The 20,579-nt window shown below is 74.3% G+C and carries 17 protein-coding genes; 10 read left to right on the forward strand and 7 right to left on the reverse strand.

The window, feature by feature from the left end; all coding sequences use genetic code 11:
- Positions 1-24 precede the first annotated feature (24 nt).
- Complete coding sequence (locus JD78_RS07690; RefSeq protein WP_153361016.1) at positions 25-639, reverse strand: SRPBCC domain-containing protein; 615 nt, start codon at positions 637-639, stop codon at positions 25-27.
- Positions 640-735: 96 nt separating this feature from the next.
- On the opposite strand from JD78_RS07690, the gene JD78_RS07695 reads away from it, so the two are divergent.
- Entirely contained in the window at positions 736-2,007 is a 1,272-nt protein-coding gene (locus tag JD78_RS07695; RefSeq protein ID WP_153361015.1) for a D-arabinono-1,4-lactone oxidase, read from the forward strand.
- Between the two features lie 24 nt (positions 2,008-2,031).
- On the opposite strand, the gene ppk2 is transcribed toward JD78_RS07695, so the two are convergent.
- From ppk2 to JD78_RS07715, 4 genes are all read right to left on the reverse strand, one after another.
- On the reverse strand, positions 2,032-2,868 hold the full coding sequence (ppk2, locus tag JD78_RS07700; RefSeq protein ID WP_153361014.1) for a polyphosphate kinase 2: 837 nt from the start codon (positions 2,866-2,868) through the stop codon (positions 2,032-2,034).
- 84 nt (positions 2,869-2,952) lie between these two features.
- Positions 2,953-3,960 carry a sugar phosphate isomerase/epimerase family protein gene (locus tag JD78_RS07705; RefSeq protein WP_153361013.1) on the reverse strand — a complete coding sequence of 336 codons (1,008 nt, stop codon included), beginning with the start codon at positions 3,958-3,960 and terminating at the stop codon, positions 2,953-2,955.
- The gene (locus JD78_RS07710; protein WP_153361012.1) at positions 3,960-5,150 is read right to left on the reverse strand and encodes a Gfo/Idh/MocA family protein; all 1,191 of its coding nucleotides are present in this window, start codon (positions 5,148-5,150) and stop codon (positions 3,960-3,962) included. Before JD78_RS07710 ends, JD78_RS07705 begins: the two co-directional genes overlap by 1 nt.
- A 48-nt stretch (positions 5,151-5,198) precedes the next feature.
- Positions 5,199-6,476: an ROK family transcriptional regulator gene (locus JD78_RS07715; protein ID WP_208104029.1), complete on the reverse strand. Its 1,278-nt coding sequence runs from the start codon at positions 6,474-6,476 to the stop codon at positions 5,199-5,201.
- Between the two features lie 167 nt (positions 6,477-6,643).
- On the opposite strand from JD78_RS07715, the gene JD78_RS07720 reads away from it, so the two are divergent.
- The 8 genes from JD78_RS07720 to JD78_RS07755 all read left to right on the forward strand — a co-directional run bounded on the left by JD78_RS07720 (position 6,644) and on the right by JD78_RS07755 (position 17,512).
- Positions 6,644-8,152: a sugar ABC transporter ATP-binding protein gene (locus JD78_RS07720; protein WP_208104030.1), complete on the forward strand. Its 1,509-nt coding sequence runs from the start codon at positions 6,644-6,646 to the stop codon at positions 8,150-8,152.
- On the forward strand, positions 8,149-9,243 hold the full coding sequence (locus tag JD78_RS07725; protein ID WP_194290490.1) for an ABC transporter permease: 1,095 nt from the start codon (positions 8,149-8,151) through the stop codon (positions 9,241-9,243). Before JD78_RS07720 ends, JD78_RS07725 begins: the two co-directional genes overlap by 4 nt.
- Positions 9,240-10,361: an ABC transporter permease gene (locus tag JD78_RS07730; RefSeq protein WP_153361011.1), complete on the forward strand. Its 1,122-nt coding sequence runs from the start codon at positions 9,240-9,242 to the stop codon at positions 10,359-10,361. Before JD78_RS07725 ends, JD78_RS07730 begins: the two co-directional genes overlap by 4 nt.
- A gap of 119 nt (positions 10,362-10,480) precedes the next feature.
- Complete coding sequence (locus JD78_RS07735; RefSeq protein WP_208104031.1) at positions 10,481-11,656, forward strand: substrate-binding domain-containing protein; 1,176 nt, start codon at positions 10,481-10,483, stop codon at positions 11,654-11,656.
- Positions 11,657-11,751: 95 nt separating this feature from the next.
- A complete protein-coding gene (locus tag JD78_RS07740; RefSeq protein ID WP_153361010.1) occupies positions 11,752-12,609 on the forward strand; it encodes a sugar phosphate isomerase/epimerase family protein in 858 nt (285 codons plus the stop codon).
- A gap of 167 nt (positions 12,610-12,776) precedes the next feature.
- The gene (pabB, locus tag JD78_RS07745) at positions 12,777-14,537 is read left to right on the forward strand and encodes an aminodeoxychorismate synthase component I (RefSeq protein WP_153361009.1); all 1,761 of its coding nucleotides are present in this window, start codon (positions 12,777-12,779) and stop codon (positions 14,535-14,537) included.
- 101 nt (positions 14,538-14,638) lie between these two features.
- Complete coding sequence (locus tag JD78_RS07750) at positions 14,639-15,649, forward strand: zinc-dependent alcohol dehydrogenase (protein WP_153361008.1); 1,011 nt, start codon at positions 14,639-14,641, stop codon at positions 15,647-15,649.
- A gap of 216 nt (positions 15,650-15,865) precedes the next feature.
- Complete coding sequence (locus JD78_RS07755) at positions 15,866-17,512, forward strand: glycoside hydrolase family 13 protein (RefSeq protein WP_153361007.1); 1,647 nt, start codon at positions 15,866-15,868, stop codon at positions 17,510-17,512.
- Here JD78_RS07755 and JD78_RS07760 read toward each other — a convergent pair.
- Positions 17,499-18,185 carry a biliverdin-producing heme oxygenase gene (locus tag JD78_RS07760; RefSeq protein WP_153361006.1) on the reverse strand — a complete coding sequence of 229 codons (687 nt, stop codon included), beginning with the start codon at positions 18,183-18,185 and terminating at the stop codon, positions 17,499-17,501. The genes JD78_RS07755 and JD78_RS07760 overlap by 14 nt on opposite strands.
- Before the next feature lie 143 nt (positions 18,186-18,328).
- Between JD78_RS07760 and JD78_RS07765 the strand changes: the two genes are divergently transcribed.
- Positions 18,329-18,976: a hypothetical protein gene (locus tag JD78_RS07765; RefSeq protein ID WP_166521066.1), complete on the forward strand. Its 648-nt coding sequence runs from the start codon at positions 18,329-18,331 to the stop codon at positions 18,974-18,976.
- Between the two features lie 404 nt (positions 18,977-19,380).
- On the opposite strand, the gene JD78_RS07770 is transcribed toward JD78_RS07765, so the two are convergent.
- Entirely contained in the window at positions 19,381-20,565 is a 1,185-nt protein-coding gene (locus JD78_RS07770) for an HtaA domain-containing protein (RefSeq protein ID WP_153361004.1), read from the reverse strand.
- Between the last annotated feature and the right edge of the window lie 14 nt (positions 20,566-20,579).

The following is a 20,579-nucleotide window of genomic DNA, read 5'->3' on the forward strand; positions in this document are numbered from 1 at the left end:
AGACTGAACGCCCCGGGGCAGGCGTCAGCCTCCGGGACGCTCCCCCTCGACCGCCACGCCGGGCGCGAACTGCTGGCGGGCCAGCAGGACCATGGCGGCGATCTCCTCGGACGTCGCGGCGTCCCCGGCGGCGAGGGCCCAGTGCTCGATCGCCGTGGCCGCCGCCTGCTGCACCGCCGGGCTGACCTCCCAGGCCCGGGGGTCGGCGACCTCGTCCCCGGCGAGGTACCCGGCCAGCCCGAGCAGCTGGACGTCCCACCCGGGCCCCAGGAGGAGCGCGGCGTCGCCGGTCTGGAAGACCGTGTGCTCCAGCTCCAGCGACGTGCCCTCCCCGTCGGCGGACAGCCGCACCCGGACGACGCTGGCCGGCCCGCCCCAGGTGACGTCCAGCGCGCGCGGCGGCTCGCACTCGCGCACCGCGCCGATCTCCTCACCCGCCACCCGGAGGACACCGCCCGGCCGGAGCTCACCGGTGACCACGACGTACCAGCGGCCCAGCCGCTCCGGGTCGGTGATCGCGCGCCACACGTCGGTGACGGCCGCGTCGTACCGGCGCCGCAGGCCGACGGCGACCCCGTCGCTCCCCCGCTGCCGCACCTCGCGGTGCACCAGGCCGAGCTCCTCGACCAGATCCCGCACGATCCTCCCTCGGTGTCGGTCGCGACCGTGGCAGAGCGCGGCACGTCACTCCACCGGTTTCCGGGCGGCCGGGTCCGGATCGCGGGACACTGAGGCGTGACCGACGTGGCAGTGCAGTGGGCAGGGATCAACTGGGCCGGCAACTACGAGTACGGCGCGAGGGAGCTGCACCGGCCGGCGAGCGTGGCCGAGCTGCAGGAGCTGGTCGCGCGGACCCCCCGACTGCGGGCGCTCGGTTCCCGGCACTCGTTCACCGCGATCCCCGACTCCGCCGAGCTGGTCAGCCTCGAGGAGCTGACCGGCACCGACGTCGACGTCGCCGCAGACCGGCGGACCGTGACCGTCGACGCGGGCATCCGCTACGGCGAGCTGGCCGCCGCGCTGCACCGCGAGGGGCTGGCGCTGCACAACCTCGCCTCGCTCCCGCACATCTCGGTGGCCGGCGCCGTCGCCACCGCCACGCACGGCTCCGGGGTCGGCAACCGCAACCTGGCCGGCGCCGTCGCCGGGCTGCAACTGGTCACCTCCGACGGCGAGCTGCTGCGGGCCACCCGCGGCGACGCGGACTTCCCCGGCCTGGTCGTCGGCCTCGGCGCGCTCGGCGTCGTCACCCGGGTCACCCTCGACGTCGAGCCGGCCTTCGAGGTGCGGCAGCGGGTCTTCGAGCAGCTGCCCTGGGACACCCTCTTCGAGCGCTTCGACGACGTCGTCTCCGCCGGCTACAGCGTCAGCCTCTTCACCCTGTTCGGCGACGCGCTGGACATGATCTGGGTGAAGTCGCGCACCGACGCCGGCGCGGGCCCGGTGGGCGAGCTGTTCGGCGCCCGCGAGGCCGACGGCGAGCGGCACCCGATCCCCGGCATCGACCCCGCGCCGACCACCGGCCAGCTGGGCGCCCCCGGGTCGTGGTCGGACCGGCTGCCGCACTTCCGGATGGGCTTCACGCCCAGCAACGGCGACGAGATCCAGTCGGAGTTCCTCCTCCCCCGCGACCAGGCCGTCCCCGCGCTGCAGGCGCTGCTCCGGCTGGGCCCGCGCATCCGGCCGCTGCTGCAGACCTGCGAGATCCGCACGATCGCCGCCGACGACCTCTGGATGAGCACCGCGTACGAGCAGGACTCGATCGCGCTGCACTTCACCTGGGTGCAGGACCAGCAGGCGGTCGAGGCGCTGCTGGTCGACCTGGAGGCCGCGCTCGAGCCGTTCGGCCCGCGGCCGCACTGGGGCAAGCTCTTCCTCGCCGACGCCGCGGCGCTCGCCCCGCGCTACCCGCGGCACGCCGACTTCCTCGCCCTGGTCGAGCGGCTGGACCCCCGCGGGGCCTTCCGCAACGACTGGTTCGAGCGGTACGTCACCGGGTCGCGCTGACTGCACCCTCGACGGGCGACCCGCTCAGGGGACGGTGTCGGGCACGATGTGCTGGCTCTCCTTGGGCGGCCGGACGTAGTCCTCCCGCACCTCGGGCCGGGGCGGCAGCTCCGGCGCGGGCGGGGTGAGGTCCTCGTACGGCACCTGGGTCAGCAGGTGGGCCATCACGTTGAGCCGGGCCCGCTTCTTCACCTCGGCCTCCACCACCCACCACGGCGCCTCGGGGATGTCGGTCGCGGCGAACATCGCGTCCTTGGCCCGGGAGAAGTCGACCCAGCGGTTGCGTGCCTCGAGGTCCATCGGACTCAGCTTCCAGCGCTTCGTCGGGTCCTCGAGCCGCTTCTGGAAGCGCTTCTCCTGCTCGGTGTCGCTGACCGAGAACCAGTACTTCACGACCGTGATCCCGCTGCGCACCAGCATCCGCTCGAACTCCGGGCACGAGCGCAGGAACTCCTCGTACTCCTCGTCGGTGCAGAAGCCCATCACCCGCTCGACGCCGGCGCGGTTGTACCAGGACCGGTCGAACAGCACCATCTCCCCCGGGCCGGGCAGGTGCGCCACGTACCGCTGGAAGTACCACTGCCCCTTCTCCCGGTCGGTGGGCGCGGCGAGGGCGACGACGTGCGCGTGCCGGGGGTTGAGGCTCTCGGTGATCCGCTGGATCGCGCCGCCCTTGCCGGCGGCGTCGCGGCCCTCGAAGAGGACGACGACCCGCAGGCCCCGCGCGCGGATGTGCTCCTGCTGCTTCACCAGCTCCGTCTGCAGCCGGGCCAGCTCCCGCTCGTAGTACTTCTTGTCGACCTTGCCGGTGGACTGCGGGGTCTCCTCGACCGACGACGTGGGACCGGGTGCGGTGGCCATGTGACGAGCATCACTGCTCACCGTCCCGCGGGCAACCGGCGTCCGGCCGGCCGCGGGGCCCCGTGGACCCCGCGGCCGGCCAGGTCAGGCCCCGCTGGCGAAGGCGGAGTCGAACACCGCCGCGGGCGGGTCGAACGCGAGCCGGCGGACGAACTCCAGCGCCTCGGGCGCGCCGACCAGCCGGTCCATCCCGGCGTCCTCCCACTCCACCGAGATCGGGCCGGTGTAGCCGATGGTGTTGAGCATCCGGAAGCAGGCCTCCCACGGGACGTCACCGTGCCCGGTGGAGACGAAGTCCCAGCCGCGCCGCGGGTCGGCCCAGGGCAGGTGCGAGCCCATCCGGCCGTTGCGCCCGTTGCCCACCTGCTTCGTCGCGTCCTTGCAGTCGACGTGGTAGATCCGGTCCTTGAAGTCCCAGAGGAACCCGACCGGGTCCAGGTCCTGCCAGACGAAGTGGCTGGGGTCCCAGTTGAGCCCGAAGGCCTCCCGGTGGCCGATCGCCTCCAGGGTGCGCACCGTCGTCCAGTAGTCGTAGGCGATCTCGCTCGGGTGCACCTCGTGCGCGAACTTCACGCCCACCTCGTCGAACACGTCCAGGATCGGGTTCCAACGGGCAGCGAAGTCGGCGTAGCCGTCGTCGATCATCGAGTCGGGCACCGGCGGGAACATGGCCACGGTCTTCCAGATCTTCGACCCGGTGAACCCGACGACGACGTCGACACCCAGCGCCCGGGCCGCCCGCGCCGTCGCCTTCATCTCCTCCGCCGCGCGCTGCCGCACGCCCTCCGGGTCGCCGTCGCCCCACACCCGCGGGTGCACCATGCCGCGGTGCCGCTCGTCGATCGGGTCGTCGCAGACGGCCTGGCCGTTGAGGTGGTTGGAGATGGCGAACACCTGCAGCCCGTGCCGCTCGAGCTGGGCCAGCTTCTCCTTGACGTAGGACGGGTCCTCGGCAGCCCGGACGACGTCGAGGTGGTCGCCCCAGCAGGCGATCTCCAGGCCGTCGTAGCCCCACCCGGAGGCCAGCCGGCACACCTCCTCGAACGGCAGGTCGGCCCACTGGCCGGTGAACAGGGTGACGGGGCGGGGCATCAGTTCTCTCCCTCGGCAGCGGTGGTCCGGATCTCGGTGAAGGCGGAGTTGTCGGCGGCGCTGCGCTCCACGGCGGCGAGCACCCGCTGCACCTGCAGCCCGTCGGCGAAGGACGGCGTGGGCTGCTCCCCGGCGGCCAGCGCGGTGACCAGGTCGACCACCTGGTGGGTGAAGCCGTGCTCGTAGCCCAGCCCGTGCCCGGCCGGCCACCAGGCGCCCACGTAGGGGTGCTCGGGCTCGGTGACCACGATCCGGCGGAAACCCGCGGTCGACGCCGGCTCGGCGCCGTCGTAGAAGTGCAGGACGTTCATGTCCTCGAAGTCGAACGCCAGGCTGCCGGCCGAGCCGTTGACCTCGATCCGGATGGCGTTCTTCCGGCCGAGGGCGAACCGGGTGGCCTCGAAGGTGGCCAGTGCGCCCCCGGTGAACCGGCCGAGGAACACGGCGGCGTCGTCCACGGTGACCTCGCCCATCCCCTCTCCCCCGACCCCGCCGAGCTTCCCGTGGCTGGCCGGCAGCGGCCGCTTCTTCACGAACGTCTCCAGCAGCGCGCTGACGCCGGTGAGGAGCTGCCCGGTGATGAACTGGGTGAGGTCGACGATGTGCGCGCCGATGTCGCCCAGCGCACCGGAGCCGGCCCTGTCCTTCTCCAGCCGCCAGGACATCGGCGCCGCGGGGTCGGCGATCCAGTCCTGCAGGTACTGGGCGCGCACGTGCCGGATCTCCCCCAGCCGCCCGTCGGCGACCAGCTGCCGGGCGAAGGCGATGGCGGGCACCCGGCGGTAGGTGAACCCGACCATCGCGCGGACGCCGGAGGCCGCGGCGCGCTCGGCCGCGGCGGCCATCGCCTCGGCCTCGGCGACCGTGTTGGCCAGCGGCTTCTCGCACAGCACGTGCTTGCCGGCCTCCAGCGCCGCGATCGCCATCTCCGCGTGGGTGTCGCCGGGGGTGCAGATGTCGACCAGGTCGACGTCGTCGCGCTCGAGCAGCCGGCGCCAGTCGGTCTCGGTCGACGACCAGCCGAGCGTGCCGGCGGCCTCGGCGACGCGGGTGGCGTCGCGGCCCACGAGCACGGTCAGCTCGGGGGCGAGCGGCAGGTCGAAGAAGCGGGGCGCGGTGCGCCAGGCGTGGGAGTGGGCGGCGCCCATGAAGGCGTGGCCGATCAGGCCGACGCCGAGGGTGGGGGGCATGGCACCTCCATGTCGGGCCGGGTACCCGGCCGGTGGTCCGTACGACGGTCAGGCCAGCACGCGGTCGAGCTGAGGAGGTGCGAGGACGTGCTCCACGACCATCGCAGCGGCACCCAGCACCCCCGCGCGGTCCCCGGTCTGGCTCAGCTCGACCCGCAGGTCCAGCGCAGCCAGCGGCAGCGTCCGCCGGTAGATGACCTCCCGGACCCCGGCGAGCAGTCCGTCGTTGGCCAGCGCCCCGCCGATGACGATGACCGAGGGGTTCAGCAGGCTGACCACGTCGGCCATGATCTGGCCGATCAGCCGGCCGGAGTCACGCAGCACCGTGACGACCTCGGGTACGCCGGCGCGGCCCAGGCGGGCGACGTCCGCGCTGGTGGACACCTGGACGCCGTCGGCCCGCAGGCGGTGCACCATCGCCCCACCGCCGGCCACGGCCTCCAGGCAGCCGGTGTTGCCGCAGCGGCACACGACCCCCTCCGCCCGCGCGACCTGCACGTGCCCGAGGTCGCCCGCGGCGCCCCGCGCCCCGCGCCGCAGCGCGCCGTCGGAGATGATGCCGCTGCCGATGCCGGTGGACACCTTCACGAACACCAGGTCGTCGGTCGCGGGCCAGACGGCGGACCGCTCACCCAGGGCCATCACGTTCACGTCGTTGTCGACGACCGCCGGGCAGCCCAGCGCCGCCTCGAGCCGGGCGACGACGTCGAACCCGTCCCAGCCGGGCATGATCGGTGGTGACACGGGACGCCCGGTGGCGTGCTCGACGGGCCCGGGGAGACCGATCCCGACGCCCAGCAGGACCTCGCGGGGCTGCCCGACCGAGCTCAGCAGGGCGAGCCCCTGGGTGCACACCCACTCCAGGACCACCTCCGGCCCGGCCGCGATGTCGCAGTCGTCCTCCACGATCGCGAGGACGACGCCGGCCATGTCGGTGAGGGCGAGCCGGGCGGAGGTGACGTCGAGGTCGGCGGCCAGGACGAGCCGGGCGCGCGGGTCGAACGCGAAGCGCGTCGGCGGCCGGCCACCGGTGGACGACGCCTCGCCCACGGCCTGGACCAGGCCGCTGGCCAGCAGCGCGTCGACCCGCTGCGCGACGGTGGACCGGGCCAGACCGGTCGCCTCGACCAGCTCCGGCCGGGTGCGCGGGTTCCCGTCGCGCAGCAGCGCCAGCATCCCGGCCACGCCCACGCCCACGGAGGTGGGCGTGGGCGGGGCCAGGGCAGCGACAACCGCCCCGTCCCCGGAGATCCGCGAGGCGCTGGACACGGTGCGCCCGTCGGCTCCGGACCGGAGCTGACCCGGCCCGGTCGTGTGCTGCGTCACGATCGGGAGTCTAACGACACTTCCGCCGACCGCTAGACACAAGCGGATAACGGCGACATCACTTCTGCTTGACCATCGGCGAAACCCCTGCCACGGTCGCTCCATGCCAGTGACCTCCGTCACCACTGCACCGACGCAGGGTGGCCCCGGAGCCCCGGGAGACGCGCATGCCTGAGGTGAACAGGACGCCGCTCGTCGCGATGACCGGCGTCAGCAAGTCCTTCCTGGGCACCGAGGTGCTGCACTCGGTCGACCTGGACATCCACCCGGGCGAGGTGCACGCCCTGGTCGGGGAGAACGGCGCGGGCAAGTCGACGCTGATGAAGATCCTGGCCGGCGTGCACCCGGCCGACTCCGGCACGATCACGCTCGCGGGCGAGACCGTGCACCTCACCACCCCGCTCCAGGCGCAGGCCGCCGGCATCTCCACGGTGTTCCAGGAGTTCAACCTGCTCCCCGAGCGCACCGTGGCCGAGAACGTCTTCCTGGGCCGCGAGCCGCGCCGCCGGGGCCTGGTCGACGCCGCCCGGATGGACCGGGACACCGAGGCGCTGCTCGCCGACCTCGGGGTCGGGGACATCTCCGCCCGCACCCCCGTCCGCGCGCTGTCGGTCGCCCAGCAGCAGGTCGTGGAGATCGTGAAGGCGATGTCGCACGAGGCCCGGCTCATCTCCATGGACGAGCCGACCGCCGCGCTCGCCGAGCACGAGGTGGCCCTGCTCTACCGGCTGGTGCGGACCCTGCAGGAACGCGGCATCGCGGTGCTGTACGTGTCCCACCGCCTGAAGGAGGTCTTCGACCTCTGCGACCGGATCACGATCCTCAAGGACGGATCGCTGGTCGACACGGTCGCCAGCGCCGACATCACCCCCGACGACCTGGTCCGCCGGATGGTCGGGCGCGAACTGGGTGGCTACTTCCCGGCCAAGGACCCGGCGGTCCTGCCCGGGCCGGTCCGGCTGGCCGTCCGCGGGGGCGGCAACGCCCAGGTCGACGGGATCGACCTGGAGGTCCGTGCTGGTGAGATCGTCGGCCTGGCCGGCCTGCAGGGCAGCGGCCGGACCGAGCTGGCCCAGGCCGTCTTCGGCATCGCCCCGTTCACCCGTGGTGAGGTCCTCGTCGACGGCGCGCCGGTGCGGCCGAGGTCGCCGCGTCAAGCCGTCCGGGCCGGGATCGCCCTGGTCACCGAGGACCGCAAGGCCCAGGGGCTGGTGCTCAACCAGTCGGTGCTCGCCAATGCCCGGCTCGTGCTCGACGCGGTGCTGCGCCGCGGCGGCCAGGAGCGCGCCCGGTCGATCCCCGGCATCCTGTCCTCCCTCGAGCTGACCGCGCGCAGCGGCTCACGCGAGGTCCGCTACCTCTCCGGTGGCAACCAGCAGAAGGTCGTGCTCGCCAAGTGGCTGGTCACCGAACCGGCCGTGATGGTGCTGGACGAGCCGACCCGCGGCATCGACGTGGGGGCCAAGCGGGCCGTCTACGACATGATGCGCGACCTGTCCGCACGCGGGGTCGCCATCCTGATGATCAGCTCCGAGCTGCCCGAGCTGATCGGGATGGCCGACCGCATCGTGGTGCTGCACGACGGCGTCGTCAGCGGGACCGCCCCGGGCGGCACCGACGAGGAGACCGTCATGGCGCTGGCCACGCGCACCGCGCCCGCCGGGAGGGCGGCATGACCGCGACCCGGCAGGCCGAGACCGCCACGCCCGCCGACGAGCCACGCCGGCGGGCGCGGACCCCGCGCCTCGGGACGACCGGCATCATCTACCTCGCCCTGGTCGGCATCGTGGTGCTCGGCGCCCTCCTCGTGGGGCTCACCGGCGAGAGCCTGCTCACCGGCAACAACGTCATCGACATGCTGACCCGCACCAGCGTGCTGGGCTTCATCGCCATCGGTCAGACGTTCGTCGTCCTCTGCCGGTCCCTCGACCTGTCCGTCGGTTACGTCGCCGCGCTCAGCAGCCTGGTGGGCGCGACCACGATGGACGGCGACCCGGACCGGCTCGTTCCGGGCATCGTCGCCGCCCTGCTCGTGGCGGGGGGCGTCGGCCTGGTCAACGGGCTGGTCGTCACCAAGCTCAGGGTGAACCCGTTCATCGCCACCCTCGGCATGTCGCTGATCATCGCCGGCTACCTCGACACCCGGTACCAGGGCCCCGCCGGCGCCGTGCCGGACTCCTTCGAGGCCTTCGGCTACACGCGCATCGGGGTCGTCCCGCTGTCGACCGCCGTGCTCGCCGTGGTAGCGGTCGCCGCCGCCGTCTTCCTGCGCCGGACGCGGACCGGCTACGCGATGTACGCGGTCGGCGGGAACGACGAGGTCGCGCGCCTGTCGGGGATCCGGACCGACCGCACGCTGATCGTCGCGCACGTCCTGTCGGCCGCGGCCGCCGGCGTGGCCGGTCTGCTGCTCGCCGCCCGGTTCAGCACCGGGGTGGCCGCGCAGATCTACAGCGCGGGGTACGAGCTGGAGTCCATCGCGGCCGTCGTGCTCGGCGGCACCCTGCTGATGGGCGGCCGGGGTGGTGTCGCCGGGACGATCGCCGGGGTCCTCATCCTCGCCGTCCTCGACACGGTGTTCCGCATCCTGGAGATCGACCCGTTCTTCCGGGACGTGCTGCGCGGCGTGGTGATCATCGTCGCCGTCGCCGTCTACGCCCGGCGCCAGATCGACCGCCGCGGCAACCTCGCCCGCTTCGGCCCGGGCCTGCGTGGTCCCGGGGCCGCCGAACAGTCCGCGGCCGGTCCCCGGGAGGTCCGATCATGAGCGCGACCACCTCACCGGCACGGCCCTCGGCCCGAGCCTCGTCCGCCGGCTCCTCGTTGCTGCGGCTGTTCGGCGGCGGCAGCGCGACCGTCTTCGCGCTGCTGATCGTCGTGCTCCTGGCGATCACGGTGCTCAACCCGTCGTTCGCGGAGCCGCCGTCCCTGATGGCCTTCCTGCGCAGTGCCGCACCGCTGGTCATCCTGGCCGTCGGCCAGTACTTCGTCATCGTCTCCGGCGAGTTCGACCTGTCCGTGGGCAGCCTGGTGGGCGCCCAGGTCGTCATCGCCGCCAAGCTCATCGACGGCGAGGAGAGCCGGACCTACGGCGTCATCGCGCTGATGTTCGCCTTCGGGCTCCTGGTGGGTCTGGTCAACGGCCTGATCACCACGATCCTGCGGGTGCCGTCGTTCATCACCACGCTGGGCACCCTGCTCATCCTGGCCGGCGCGGTGCGGCTGTGGACCGGCGGCGCCCCGACCGGAGCCCTCTCGGACAGCTTCCGCCAGTGGGGCCGGCAGGGCATCGACCTGCCCGTCCTCCGCCAGCTGCCGTACGCGCTGATCGTGATGGTCGTCCTCGGCATCGGCGCGGTCCTGCTGATGCGCGCCCCCTTCGGCCGGATCCTGATGGCCTCCGGGGACAACGCCGAGGCCGCCGGCTTCTCGGGGGTGCGCGTCTGGCGGACCCGGACGGTGGCGTTCGTGCTGTCCAGCACGCTCGCGACCGTGGCCGCCATCCTGATCGGCGGCTTCGCGGGGGTGACCGCCCAGGTCGGGCAGGGGCTCGAGTTCACCGCGATCACCGCCGTCGTCCTGGGCGGCGTCGTGCTGGGCGGCGGGCGCGGGTGGGTGGTGGCCGCCATGGCCGGCGCGCTCACGTACCAGGCCATCGAGCGGCTGTTCACCCAGCTGGCTCTGCCGTCGACGGCGCGACCGGCGCTGCAGGGCCTCATCATCATCGCCGCCGTCGCGTACGCGGCCAGGAGCGGCGTCCGACGCCCGGCCCGCCCCCCGCTCGACGTCCCGACCGGGGACGACCCGTCCGGTCCGGCGGCGTCACCGGCCGACCCGGACGACGGCCGGGACGGCCGTGCACCCGGACCCGGGACGTCCCCGTGACGGCCGGCGCCCGGCCGCACCCCACCCACCCCGCACCGCCCGCACTGCCAGCGCAGCGTCGCTGGCCCACCCTAGGAGGAACCTTGCGAGGTACCAGGATCACGTTCGCCTGTCTCGCCGTGACCAGCCTGGCACTCACGGCGTGCTCCACCGACCAGCCCGAGGGGGGCGGCACGTCGGCCGGTGAGGAGGCCGTCGGCGGCGAGTCCCCTGCCGAGGGCGAGTTCTTCGTCCGGGCCGACTACGAGCGCCAGCTCGCCCAGCGCGACATCGAACCCACCGGCGACGCCGCCGAGCCGTGGCTGCAGGCCATCGAACCGGAGATGGTCGACACCTCCCAGTACGCGATGGAAGGTCCGGCGACCGTCTGCTTCTCCAACGCCTCGGTCAGCAACCCCTGGCGGGTCACCGGCTTCATCACGATGCAGCAGCAGGTCGAGGTCTTCCAGGAGTCGGGCGAGATCGGCGAGTTCCGCGTCTCGGACGCCGCCGACGACGACAACAAGCAGATCTCCGACATCCAGGCGTTCGTCCGCTCCGGCGACTGCGACGCGATCATCATCTCGCCGTCCACCACCGCCACCCTGACCCCCGCGGTCGAGGCGGCGTGCGAGAGCGGTGCCCCGGTCATCGTCTTCGACCGCGGCGTGAACACCGACTGCCCGGTGACCTTCATCCACCCCATCGGCGGCTACGCCTACGGGGCCGACGGGGCCGAGTTCCTGGTGGAGAACCTGGAGCCGGGTGACACCGTGCTGGCGCTGCGCATCCTCCCCGGCGTCGACGTGCTGGAGAACCGCTGGGCGGCGGCGCAGGAGATCTTCGCCGACAGCGAGCTGGAGGTGCTCGGCGACGAGTTCACCGGGGGCGACGCCGCGCAGATCAAGGACCTGGTCACCCAGTACCTGCAGCGTGGTGACGTGGACGGCATCTGGATGGACGCCGGGGACGGCGCCGTCGCGGCGGTCGAGGCGTTCGAGGACGCCGGGGCCGACTACCCGGTGATGGTCGGCGAGGACGAGCTCAGCTTCCTGCGCAAGTGGCAGGAGACGGACATGACGGCGATCGCGCCGGTGTACTCCAACTTCCAGTGGCGTACGCCGATCCACGCCGCCGTGCGGATCCTGAACGGCGAGGAGGTCCCTGCGGAGTGGGTGCTCCCGCAGGAGCCCATCACCGAGGACGACCTGGACGAGTTCCTCGAGGCCAACGAGGGGCTGCCGAGCCTGCACTACGCCAAGTTCGGCGGCGAGGACCTGCCCGGGTTCCCCGACGCCTGGGTGGACCGCGACTGACCGCACCGTTCGTACCGGCCGCCGGGGGCGAGCTCTCCCCCGGCGGCCGGTACGTCGTCACCCGCACGGATCTGCCACCGAGACGAGGACGCGACATGGACCGCCGCATCGGGGTCAACACGTGGGTCTGGGACTCACCGCTCACCGACCAGGGGCTGGCCGCGCTGGCACCGCGGGTCCGCGACTGGGGCTTCGACGTGCTCGAGCTGCCGGTGGAGGACCTCGGCGACTGGGACCCCGGCCGGGCGAGGACGCTGCTCGACGGACTCGGCCTGGGCGCCACCGTGTGCCTGGTCATGGCACCCGGACGCGACCTCGTCGCCACCGAGCCGGCCGTGGTGCGGGCCACCCAGGACTACCTCCGCGGGGTCGTCGACGTCGCCGTCGAGGTCGGCGCCGACGTCGTCGGCGGGCCGGCCTACGCGGCCACCGGCCGGACCTGGCGGATGACCACCGCGGAGCGCGACGCCGCCTACGGCGAGCTCGCCGCCAACCTGTCGCCCGTCGTGGAGCACGCCCGGCAGGCCGGGCTGCGGATCGCCGTCGAGCCGCTCAACCGGTACGAGACGTCGCTGCTCAACACCGTCGACCAGGCGCTGCAGGCCCTCGAGCCGCTGCCGGTGGAGGGGTGCGGACTGCTGCTGGACGTCTACCACATGAACATCGAGGAGCAGGACGTCGCGGCCGCGATCCGCCGGGCGGGCGAGCGCATCGCGCACGTCCAGGTCTGCGCCAACGACCGGGGCACGCCCGGCGCTGATCACCTCGACTGGCCGGGTCTCCTCGCCGCCCTGGACGACGCGGGGTACGCCGGTCCGCTGTGCATCGAGTCGTTCACCGGCGAGAACGAGAGCATCGCCACCGCCGCGTCGATCTGGCGGCCGCTCGCCGCCACCCAGGACGCGATCGCGGTGGACGGGCTCGCCCACCTGCGCCGGCTCACCACCGGCTGAGCCCCGGGGACGGCCGGCCCGACCCGGCCCGGCGGGGTGCGCGACGACTGCCGTGGTCGCACGCTCCCGACCCCGACGAGCGGCGTACCGGTACACCCGGTCCCGGCAGCCCGGACCCGTGGGCGAGGATCAGCCGACCGCACCGTCCCGGGAGGAGCACCGCCGCCATGACCGCGACCACGCCGGGCGCCCGGTTCGACGACCTGGTCGCCGGCACCGCGCTCCGCTGCCCGCCCCCGGACCGGGTGCTGGTCGCCGAGCGGGCCGACCAGGTGGCCGGCGTGCTGGCCGAGGTGGAGCGGGCCACGGCGGCCGGCAGCTGGGCGTTCGGCTGGCTGGCCTACGAGGCCGCCCCCGGGCTGGACCCGTCGCTGCCGGTGGCCGAACCCGCCGGCGACGGCCCGCCGCTGGCCTGGTTCGGCCTGTGCGGCGCCCCCGAGGACGTCCCACCGGTCGACCCCACCCCCGGGGATCGACCGCCGGTGCACTGGGCGCCGGACTGGACCGACGACGAGCACGCCCGGGCGGTGGCCGCCGTCCGCGAGCACATCGCCGCCGGCGAGACCTACCAGTGCAACCTCACCGACCGGCTGCGCGCCCGCGACGTCGGCGACCCCGCGCGGCTCTACGCCGACCTGGCGCTGGCCCAACGAGGTGCGTACAACGCCCTGCTGGACACCGGCCGGTTCGTGGTGGCCAGCGCCAGCCCGGAGCTGTTCTTCGAGTGGGACGGCGCCCGGCTGCGCACCCGCCCGATGAAGGGCACCGCCGCCCGCGGCCGGAACACCGCCGAGGACGCCACCCGGGCGGCCGCGCTGCGGGCCAGCGCCAAGGAGCAGGCCGAGAACCTGATGATCGTCGACCTGCTGCGCAACGACGTCGCCCGGGTCGCCGAGGTGGGCAGCGTGGCGGTGCCGGAGCTCTTCGCCCTCGAGCGCTACCCGACGGTCTGGCAGCTGACCTCCGAGGTCACCGGCCGCACCCGGGACGACGTCGGGCTGGTCGACGTGCTGCGCGCGCTCTTCCCCTGCGGCTCGATCACCGGGGCGCCCAAGCGGCGGACCATGCAGCTGATCGCCGACCTGGAGCCCCGCCCGCGCGGCGTGTACTGCGGCGCCGTCGGCCTGGTCGCTCCCCCGGGGGCGGCGCCGTTCCGGGCCCGGTTCAACGTCGCCATCCGGACCGTCGTCGTCGACCGGGCCACCGGTGCGGCGGTCTACGGCGTCGGCGGCGGCATCACCTGGGGCTCGGACCCGGGAGCCGAGCGCGCCGAGGTACGGGCCAAGGCCGCGGTGCTGACCGAGCCGGCCGGCGACCACCAGCTGATCGAGACGATGGCCCTCGCCGACGGCAGGGTGCGCGACCTCGACCGGCACCTCGCGCGACTGACCGACTCCGCCGCCTTCCTCGGGTTCACCTGCGACCCGGCCCGGGTGCGGGCCGCGGTGGCCGAGGCCGTGGCGGGGCGGGCCACCGGGGCCCGGGTGCGCCTGCTGCTGGACCGGGACGGCGCGGTCACCGTCGACCTCGCCGACCTGCCGGCGCCGCCGTCGGGGCCGGTCCGGCTGGTCGTCGACCCCGAACCGGTCGACTCCGCGAGCCGGTGGCTGCAGCACAAGACCACCCGGCGCGAGGTCTACACCGCCCGGGCCGCGCGGCACCCGGACGCCGACGACGTGGTGCTGGTCAACGAACGGGGCGAGGTCACCGAGACGACGGTGGCGACGCTCGCCGTGCGGATCGGGGGCACCTGGTGGACCCCGCCGGTCGACTCCGGCTGCCTCCCCGGGGTGGCGCGCGGCCGGCTGCTGGCGGAAGGGGTGCTCCGCGAGCGTGTGCTGCGGGTCGCCGACCTGGCCGCCGCCGAGGAGCTCGCGCTGGTCAGCTCGTTGCGCGGCTGGCGCCCGGCGGTGCTGGCCGAGGGCTGACCAGCGGCCCGCCGGCGCGGGACGTTCGGCCCCTCCGCGGGTGATCACCGCTGGGCAGGCTCGGAGCTGACACCCGCAGACCTCCCCGAACGGAGAGCGCCATGAAGGCCGCCGTCGTCACCGAGCTCGGTTCCCCCCTCCAACTGCAGGACCGCCCCGTACCGCAGCCCGGCCCCGGCCAGCTGCTGGTGCGCATGGAGACCAGCGGGCTCTGCCACACCGACATCCACGCCGCGCGCGGCGACTGGCCGGTGAAGCCCACGCCCCCGTTCGTCCCCGGCCACGAGGGCATCGGCGTGGTCGAGGCGCTGGGCGAGGGCGTGACCGGGCGGGCCGTCGGCGACCGGGTGGCCATCGCCTGGCTGGGCTCGGCGTGCGGCGAGTGCCGGCACTGCATCGGCGGCTGGGAGACCCTCTGCGAGTCCCAGCAGAACTCCGGCTACTCCGTCGACGGCGCGTTCGCCGAGTACGCCCTCGTCACCGCTGCCTACGCCACGCCGGTGCCCGCCGGGGTGTCCAGCACCGACGCCGCCCCGCTGACCTGCGCCGGGGTGACCACGTACAAGGCGGTCAAGGTCGCCGGGGTCGCACCGGCGGAGACCGTGGCCGTCTTCGGCATCGGCGGGCTGGGGCACCTGGCGCTGCAGTACGCCCGGATCGCCGGCGGCTTCGTGGTCGCCGTCGACGTCCAGGACGACAAGCTGGCGATGGCCCGCGAGCTCGGCGCCGACGAGGTGGTCAACGCGGCCACCACCGACCCGGTCGAGGCGATCCAGGCGATGGGCGGCGCCGACGTCGCCATCGCCCTGGCCGCCTCCCCGCAGTCGTTCGACCAGGCCTACCGGTCGCTGCGCCGGGGTGGCCGGCTGGTCTGCGTGGCGCTGCCGGCCGACGGCACGATGCAGCTGCCGATCTTCGACACGGTGCTGGCCGGCAAGACGGTGATCGGGTCGATCGTCGGCACCCGCAACGACCTGGCCGACGTCTTCGCGCTGCACGCCGCCGGCCGCACGAGGGTGATCTCGGTCGACCGCAAGCTCGAGGACGTCAACGAGGCGATGGCCGACGTCCTCTCCGGCGCCATCCCCGCCCGGGTGGTCTTCCAGTTCTGACGTCACGGGATCCGGCGGCGAGAACGGCACCAGCGGGGTCATCCGACACGGGTGGCCCCCCTGGCGCCGTGGTGATCATGCCGTGCGGCAACGCTCCCACCGGTGGCGAGCACCGATGCATGGCGCACGGCCTTGTCGAGAACCGCCGAACTCTGACGCCGATGTTCGTGACCTGAGCCACAGCGGACACGGCGGCGAGCTGCCGATGATCGGGGCATGGCAACTCGGCTCGCAACGGCGCGGACCTCCCGGCAGGCCTTCACCCCGGAGGCGACCACCGACCCGTGGTGGCGCTCGGCGGTGGTCTACCAGGTCTACCTGCGCTCCTTCGCCGACGGCAACGGCGACGGCATCGGTGACCTGGCCGGCCTGCGCGCCCGGCTGCCCTACCTGTCCTGGCTGGGCGTCGACGCGCTGTGGATCAACCCGCACTACCCCTCCGGCGGTGCCGACGGCGGCTACGACATCAGCGACTACCGCGCCGTCGACCCCGACTACGGCGACGTCGCCGACCTGGAGGCGCTCGTCGCCGACGCCCGCGCCCTGGGCCTGCGGGTGGTGCTGGACGTCGTCCCCAACCACACCTCCGACCAGCACCCCTGGTTCCAGGCGGCGCTGGCCGACCCGGAGTCCCCGGAGGCCTCCCGCTACCACTTCGCCCCCGCCTCCGAGCAGCCGCCGAACAACTGGCAGTCGCTGTTCGGCGGGCCGGCGTGGTCGCGCACCCCGGACGGCCGCTGGTACCTGCACCTGTTCGCCCCCGAGCAGCCCGACCTGAACTGGCGCGACCCGGCGGTGGCCGCCGACTTCGAGCAGACCCTGCGCTTCTGGCTGGACCGGGGCGTCAGCGGCTTCCGGGTCGACGTCGCCTACGGCCTGTTCAAGGACGCCGGCCTGCGCGACAACCCCGGCGCCTACTCCCCCACCCTCTTCGGGCACGGGCCGGAGCAGGCGATGACCTGGAACCAGCCCGAGGTGCACGACGTGTGGCGGCGCTGGCGCTCGATCTGCGACGAGTACCCCGAGACCATGCTGGTCGGCGAGGTCTGCCTGGCCGACCTGGAGCAGGTGGCGCTGTACTCCCGCCCCGACGAGATGCACCAGTCCTTCTCCTTCCGGCTGCTGAAGTCGCCGTGGTCCACCGAGGCCTTCGCCGACGGCGTGCGCACCGCGCTGGACGCGTTCGGCGCGGTGGGCGCCCCGGTCTCCTGGGTGCTGGGCAACCACGACAAGGACCGGCAGGTCACCCGGTTCGGCGGCGGCGAGGTGGGCACCGCCCGCGCCCGGGCCGCGGCGCTGCTGATGCTGGCGCTGCCGGGCTCGGCCTACGTCTACGCCGGCGACGAGCTGGGGCTGCCGCAGGCCGTCGTCCCCGACGAGGCCAAGCAGGACCCGATCTTCCACCGCAGTGGCGGGGCCCGGGCCGGCCGGGACGGCTGCCGGGTGCCGATGCCGTGGAACGACACCGCCGGGGTCGGCTTCTCCGGTGAGGCACTGTCCGGCGAGCGTGCTGCCGAGCCGTGGCTGCCGGTGCCGGCGGACTGGGACCGGTTCGCCGTGTCCCGGCAGACCCGGGACGGCGGCTCGATGCTGACCCTCTACCGCCGGGCACTGGCGCTGCGCGACGCGCACCCGGCGCTCGGGTCGGGCGAGGCGACGGTGGACACCCGCGGGGACGTGCTCACCGTGCGCTGCACCGCCGCCGACGGCTCGGTGGTGCGGTGCGTGGTCAACATGGGCGCCGGCACGACGCTGGTGCGCACCCGGGGCACCGTGCTGCTGGCCTCGACCACCCGGGTCCGCCGCTCCGCGGGCAGCATCGCACTGCCCGCCGACAGCGCGGTCTGGCTCACCGAGGACTGAACCCGGCCATCCAGCGGGTGCCGAGGTCGGCGAAGAGCGCGGCGTTGAGCCGGTAGCCCAGCCCGACCTCCTCGACCACCGCCTGCTGCTCCGCCGGGGACCAGGGGGCGGTGTCCAGGCTGGCCCGGTAGGCGTCCTTGAACGGCTTGACCCGGCCGACGTCGTCGAACACGTAGAACCGCAGGCCGTCGAGCTCCAGCCCGTAGGCCCGGCCCACCAGCCGGCGGATCACCTGACCGCCGGAGAGGTCGCCCAGGTAGCGCAGGTAGTGGTGGGCCACCAGCGCCGTCGGGGAGTCGAAGGCGACGTCGCGCAGCCGCTGCACGTACCGGGCGGTGGCCGGCAGCGGCACCAGGTCGGCCCGCCAGCCGGGCCCCAGCAGGTACGCCAGGTCGGCCTCGAGGGCGGGCAGCCGCCGCAGGCCCGGGTGCAGGAAGGGGCGCACCTCGGCGACGTCGGCCTGGGCGGCGACCGCCTGCTCGAGCACGTCGTAGACCAGGTGCGTCTGGGCGAGCAGCCCGGCGTAGGCCGCGCGCGGCAGTCGGCCGTCCAGGAGCGCGCCCACGAACGCGGAGCCCTCCGCGGCGGTGTGGTCGGCCTGGGTCGCTGCCTTGAGGCGGGCGGCGAAGCCGGCGGGGACGGCCCGGTTGGTGGGGACGGCGGCGGCGGTCATCGGGGGGTTCCTCCGGTCGGCTGGAGCAGGTCGGGTGCGGGGGCGGGGTCACGGTGTGCGCCGGCTCCCGCCGCGCACGCTGCCGCCGGCGGAGCCACCACCACCCCAGGAGCAGGAGCAGCACGCCCAGCACCGCCACGCTGGTGGGGCCGACCGCGGTGCCGGACGACGCCGCGGTGACGGGGTCGGCGGGCACGTCGGAGGCGCCGACCGCCGCGGGCACGAGCGCCACCTCGGCGGTCAGCGCGCCCAGTGCCGGCACGTCGGGCACGGTGAGCTCCACCGGCACCGACGCGCCGGCGAGCAGCTCCGGTGTCCGGGCGGGTGCCGTGGTGTGGCTGCCCAGCCCGAACGGGCCGGTGAGTCGGACCACCTGGTCGGCCGCCACGCGGGTGTTGCCGGTGTTGGTCAGGGTGAAGCCGACGACGGCGCTGCCCGGGGCGAAGGGCACCAGCGAGGGCCGGAAGTCGACGGTGAGGTCGCTGACCGCCATCCCGGCGGTGAGCTCACCGCTGACCAGGGCGTGCACCCGCACCCCGAGCCGGCGGTCGACCGAGACGCCGGTCGCGCCGGCGTCGGAGACCAGTGAGGTGACGATCGCCCCGGAGTGGTCACCGGCGGCCGCGTCGGCGGGGACGGTCAGCGTGAAGGGCACCTCCACGCGCTCGCCGGGGGCGAGCTCCACTGCGGAGGTGGCCAGCTGCACCCAGGTGCCCAGGTCGGTGGAGGCCGTACCGGTGGGCAGCACGTCGAGTTCACCGGCGTCGGTGGTGAACCCGTCGGCGGCGTAGAGGCCCAGCGCCAGCGGGGTAGCCCCGAGGTTGGTGACCACGACGGCGTCGTCGACCACCGCACCGGGGTCGAGCACGAAGCCGTAGTTGGGGCGGGCTCCGTCGTCGGTGGCGCGGGGGGCGACCGACCACTGGACGGTCTCCGCGACCGCGGGCGGCGCGGCGGCCAGCAGGGCCGCCAGCGAGCCGGCCAGCAGCACGCATGCGGTCACCAGGCCCCGCAGCGGGGTGCGTCCGGGCGCGGACCGGTGGACGGGGACGGGCATCGGGGGCCTCTCGGTGGGAGGACGGGACAGCGGCTGGGGAACGGGTGCTGCCGGGCATCGCGCCGGTACGGTGGACCAACCCTCGGGGCCCCTCCCATGGGCCCCGAGGGCCGGTCCGCCCGACCGGCCGTCAGCAGGTCAGCTGAGGGCGGTGAGCGTCAGGGTCGCCGCGTAGGTCCCCGCGGCGGTGCCGGTGGGCAGCTCCAGGTCGAGGTCGGCGCCGAGGGTCGCCGTCCCGGGCTCGTGACCGGTGGGTGCCCCACCCAGGGTCGAGGTCTCCGCCAGCCCGCTGCCGGTGAGCCGGCCGGAGGGCACGACCTCCCCGGCGGTGGCCCCACCGCCGGCGGTCACCACCTCCGGCGTCCAGCCGAGGTACTTGCCCGGCAGGGTCGCCGAGCCGGCGGTGAAGTCGCTGACCTGGGCGCTGATCGACCAGGCCGACCGGGTGCTCCGCGTGTCGGTCACGACCACCGGCTTGAGCTGACCGGCGGCGGCCAGGTGGTCGCCCTCGTCGGTGGCGGTGCCGAGGCTGACCACCGAGTCGTCCCCGCTGATCTCCCAGGAGAACGTGCCGGGCTCGGGCTCCACGGCGCCCTCGGCAACGACGACGGTGAGCTGCTGCTCGTTCTCCGCCGGGGTCCCCGGGTCGGGGTCGGTGCCCGGGTCCGGGTCGGTGCCGGGGTCCGGGTCGACCGGTGCGGCGTCGTCGGCGACGACGGTGAAGCTCAGCGGGTCCAGCGCCGTGCCGGCCGAGTAGAAATCGGCGAACGCCGGGGCCCCCGCCTCGGTCATCGTGGCCGGGACGCCGGTCCAGCTGTACCCGTCGGCGGTCGCCACCGGGCTGACCCCGCTCAGGTCCAGCGCGGCGAGCTCGACGTCCGGGTAGGACTCGATGGTGCCGCCGCTGAGGCTCTTGGAGTCGACGTCGGCCACGAGCACCCCGCTGGTGCCGTCGATGTGCACCTCCAGGCCGGCGATGGTCAGGGCGAGCTGCCCGGAGTGACCGGTGAAGTGCACCGACCCGGCGAACGCGGCGTCGACGGTGGTGCCGTCGACCGTGCCGGTGCCCGACGGGAACTGGAACGTGCCGTCGCCCGCGGTGGTGGCACCGCCCGCGGCGGTGACCGAGCCGTGCGCGATCGGCCCGGCGATGTAGCTGCGGAAGGACTGCTTGACGCCCCAGCTGAGCGTGCCGTCGGAGACGGTCTCCGCGGCGGCGGCCGGACCGGCGGCCACCACGACGACTCCGGCGCCGAGCGCGGCGGCACCGGCCACGCCGACGGCGCGGGTCACCCACCGGGGGCGGGTGGAGGTGTGGTTCATGGTTCTCCTCGCGT

Source organism: Modestobacter roseus, assembly GCF_007994135.1.
GTDB classification, from domain to species: domain Bacteria; phylum Actinomycetota; class Actinomycetes; order Mycobacteriales; family Geodermatophilaceae; genus Modestobacter; species Modestobacter roseus.

Bases quoted from the DNA above. Each gene is read 5' to 3' on its own strand.
- ppk2 (WP_153361014.1), bottom strand. From the start codon at position 2,868: ATGGCCACCGCACCCGGTCCCACGTCGTCGGTCGAGGAGACCCCGCAG.
- JD78_RS07705 (WP_153361013.1), bottom strand. From the start codon at position 3,960: ATGCCCCGCCCCGTCACCCTGTTCACCGGCCAGTGGGCCGACCTGCCG.
- JD78_RS07710 (WP_153361012.1), bottom strand. From the start codon at position 5,150: ATGCCCCCCACCCTCGGCGTCGGCCTGATCGGCCACGCCTTCATGGGC.
- JD78_RS07720 (WP_208104030.1), top strand. From the start codon at position 6,644: ATGCCTGAGGTGAACAGGACGCCGCTCGTCGCGATGACCGGCGTCAGC.
- JD78_RS07725 (WP_194290490.1), top strand. From the start codon at position 8,149: ATGACCGCGACCCGGCAGGCCGAGACCGCCACGCCCGCCGACGAGCCA.
- JD78_RS07730 (WP_153361011.1), top strand. From the start codon at position 9,240: ATGAGCGCGACCACCTCACCGGCACGGCCCTCGGCCCGAGCCTCGTCC.
- JD78_RS07740 (WP_153361010.1), top strand. From the start codon at position 11,752: ATGGACCGCCGCATCGGGGTCAACACGTGGGTCTGGGACTCACCGCTC.
- pabB (WP_153361009.1), top strand. From the start codon at position 12,777: ATGACCGCGACCACGCCGGGCGCCCGGTTCGACGACCTGGTCGCCGGC.
- JD78_RS07750 (WP_153361008.1), top strand. From the start codon at position 14,639: ATGAAGGCCGCCGTCGTCACCGAGCTCGGTTCCCCCCTCCAACTGCAG.
- JD78_RS07755 (WP_153361007.1), top strand. From the start codon at position 15,866: ATGGCAACTCGGCTCGCAACGGCGCGGACCTCCCGGCAGGCCTTCACC.
- JD78_RS07760 (WP_153361006.1), bottom strand. From the start codon at position 18,185: ATGACCGCCGCCGCCGTCCCCACCAACCGGGCCGTCCCCGCCGGCTTC.
- JD78_RS07770 (WP_153361004.1), bottom strand. From the start codon at position 20,565: ATGAACCACACCTCCACCCGCCCCCGGTGGGTGACCCGCGCCGTCGGC.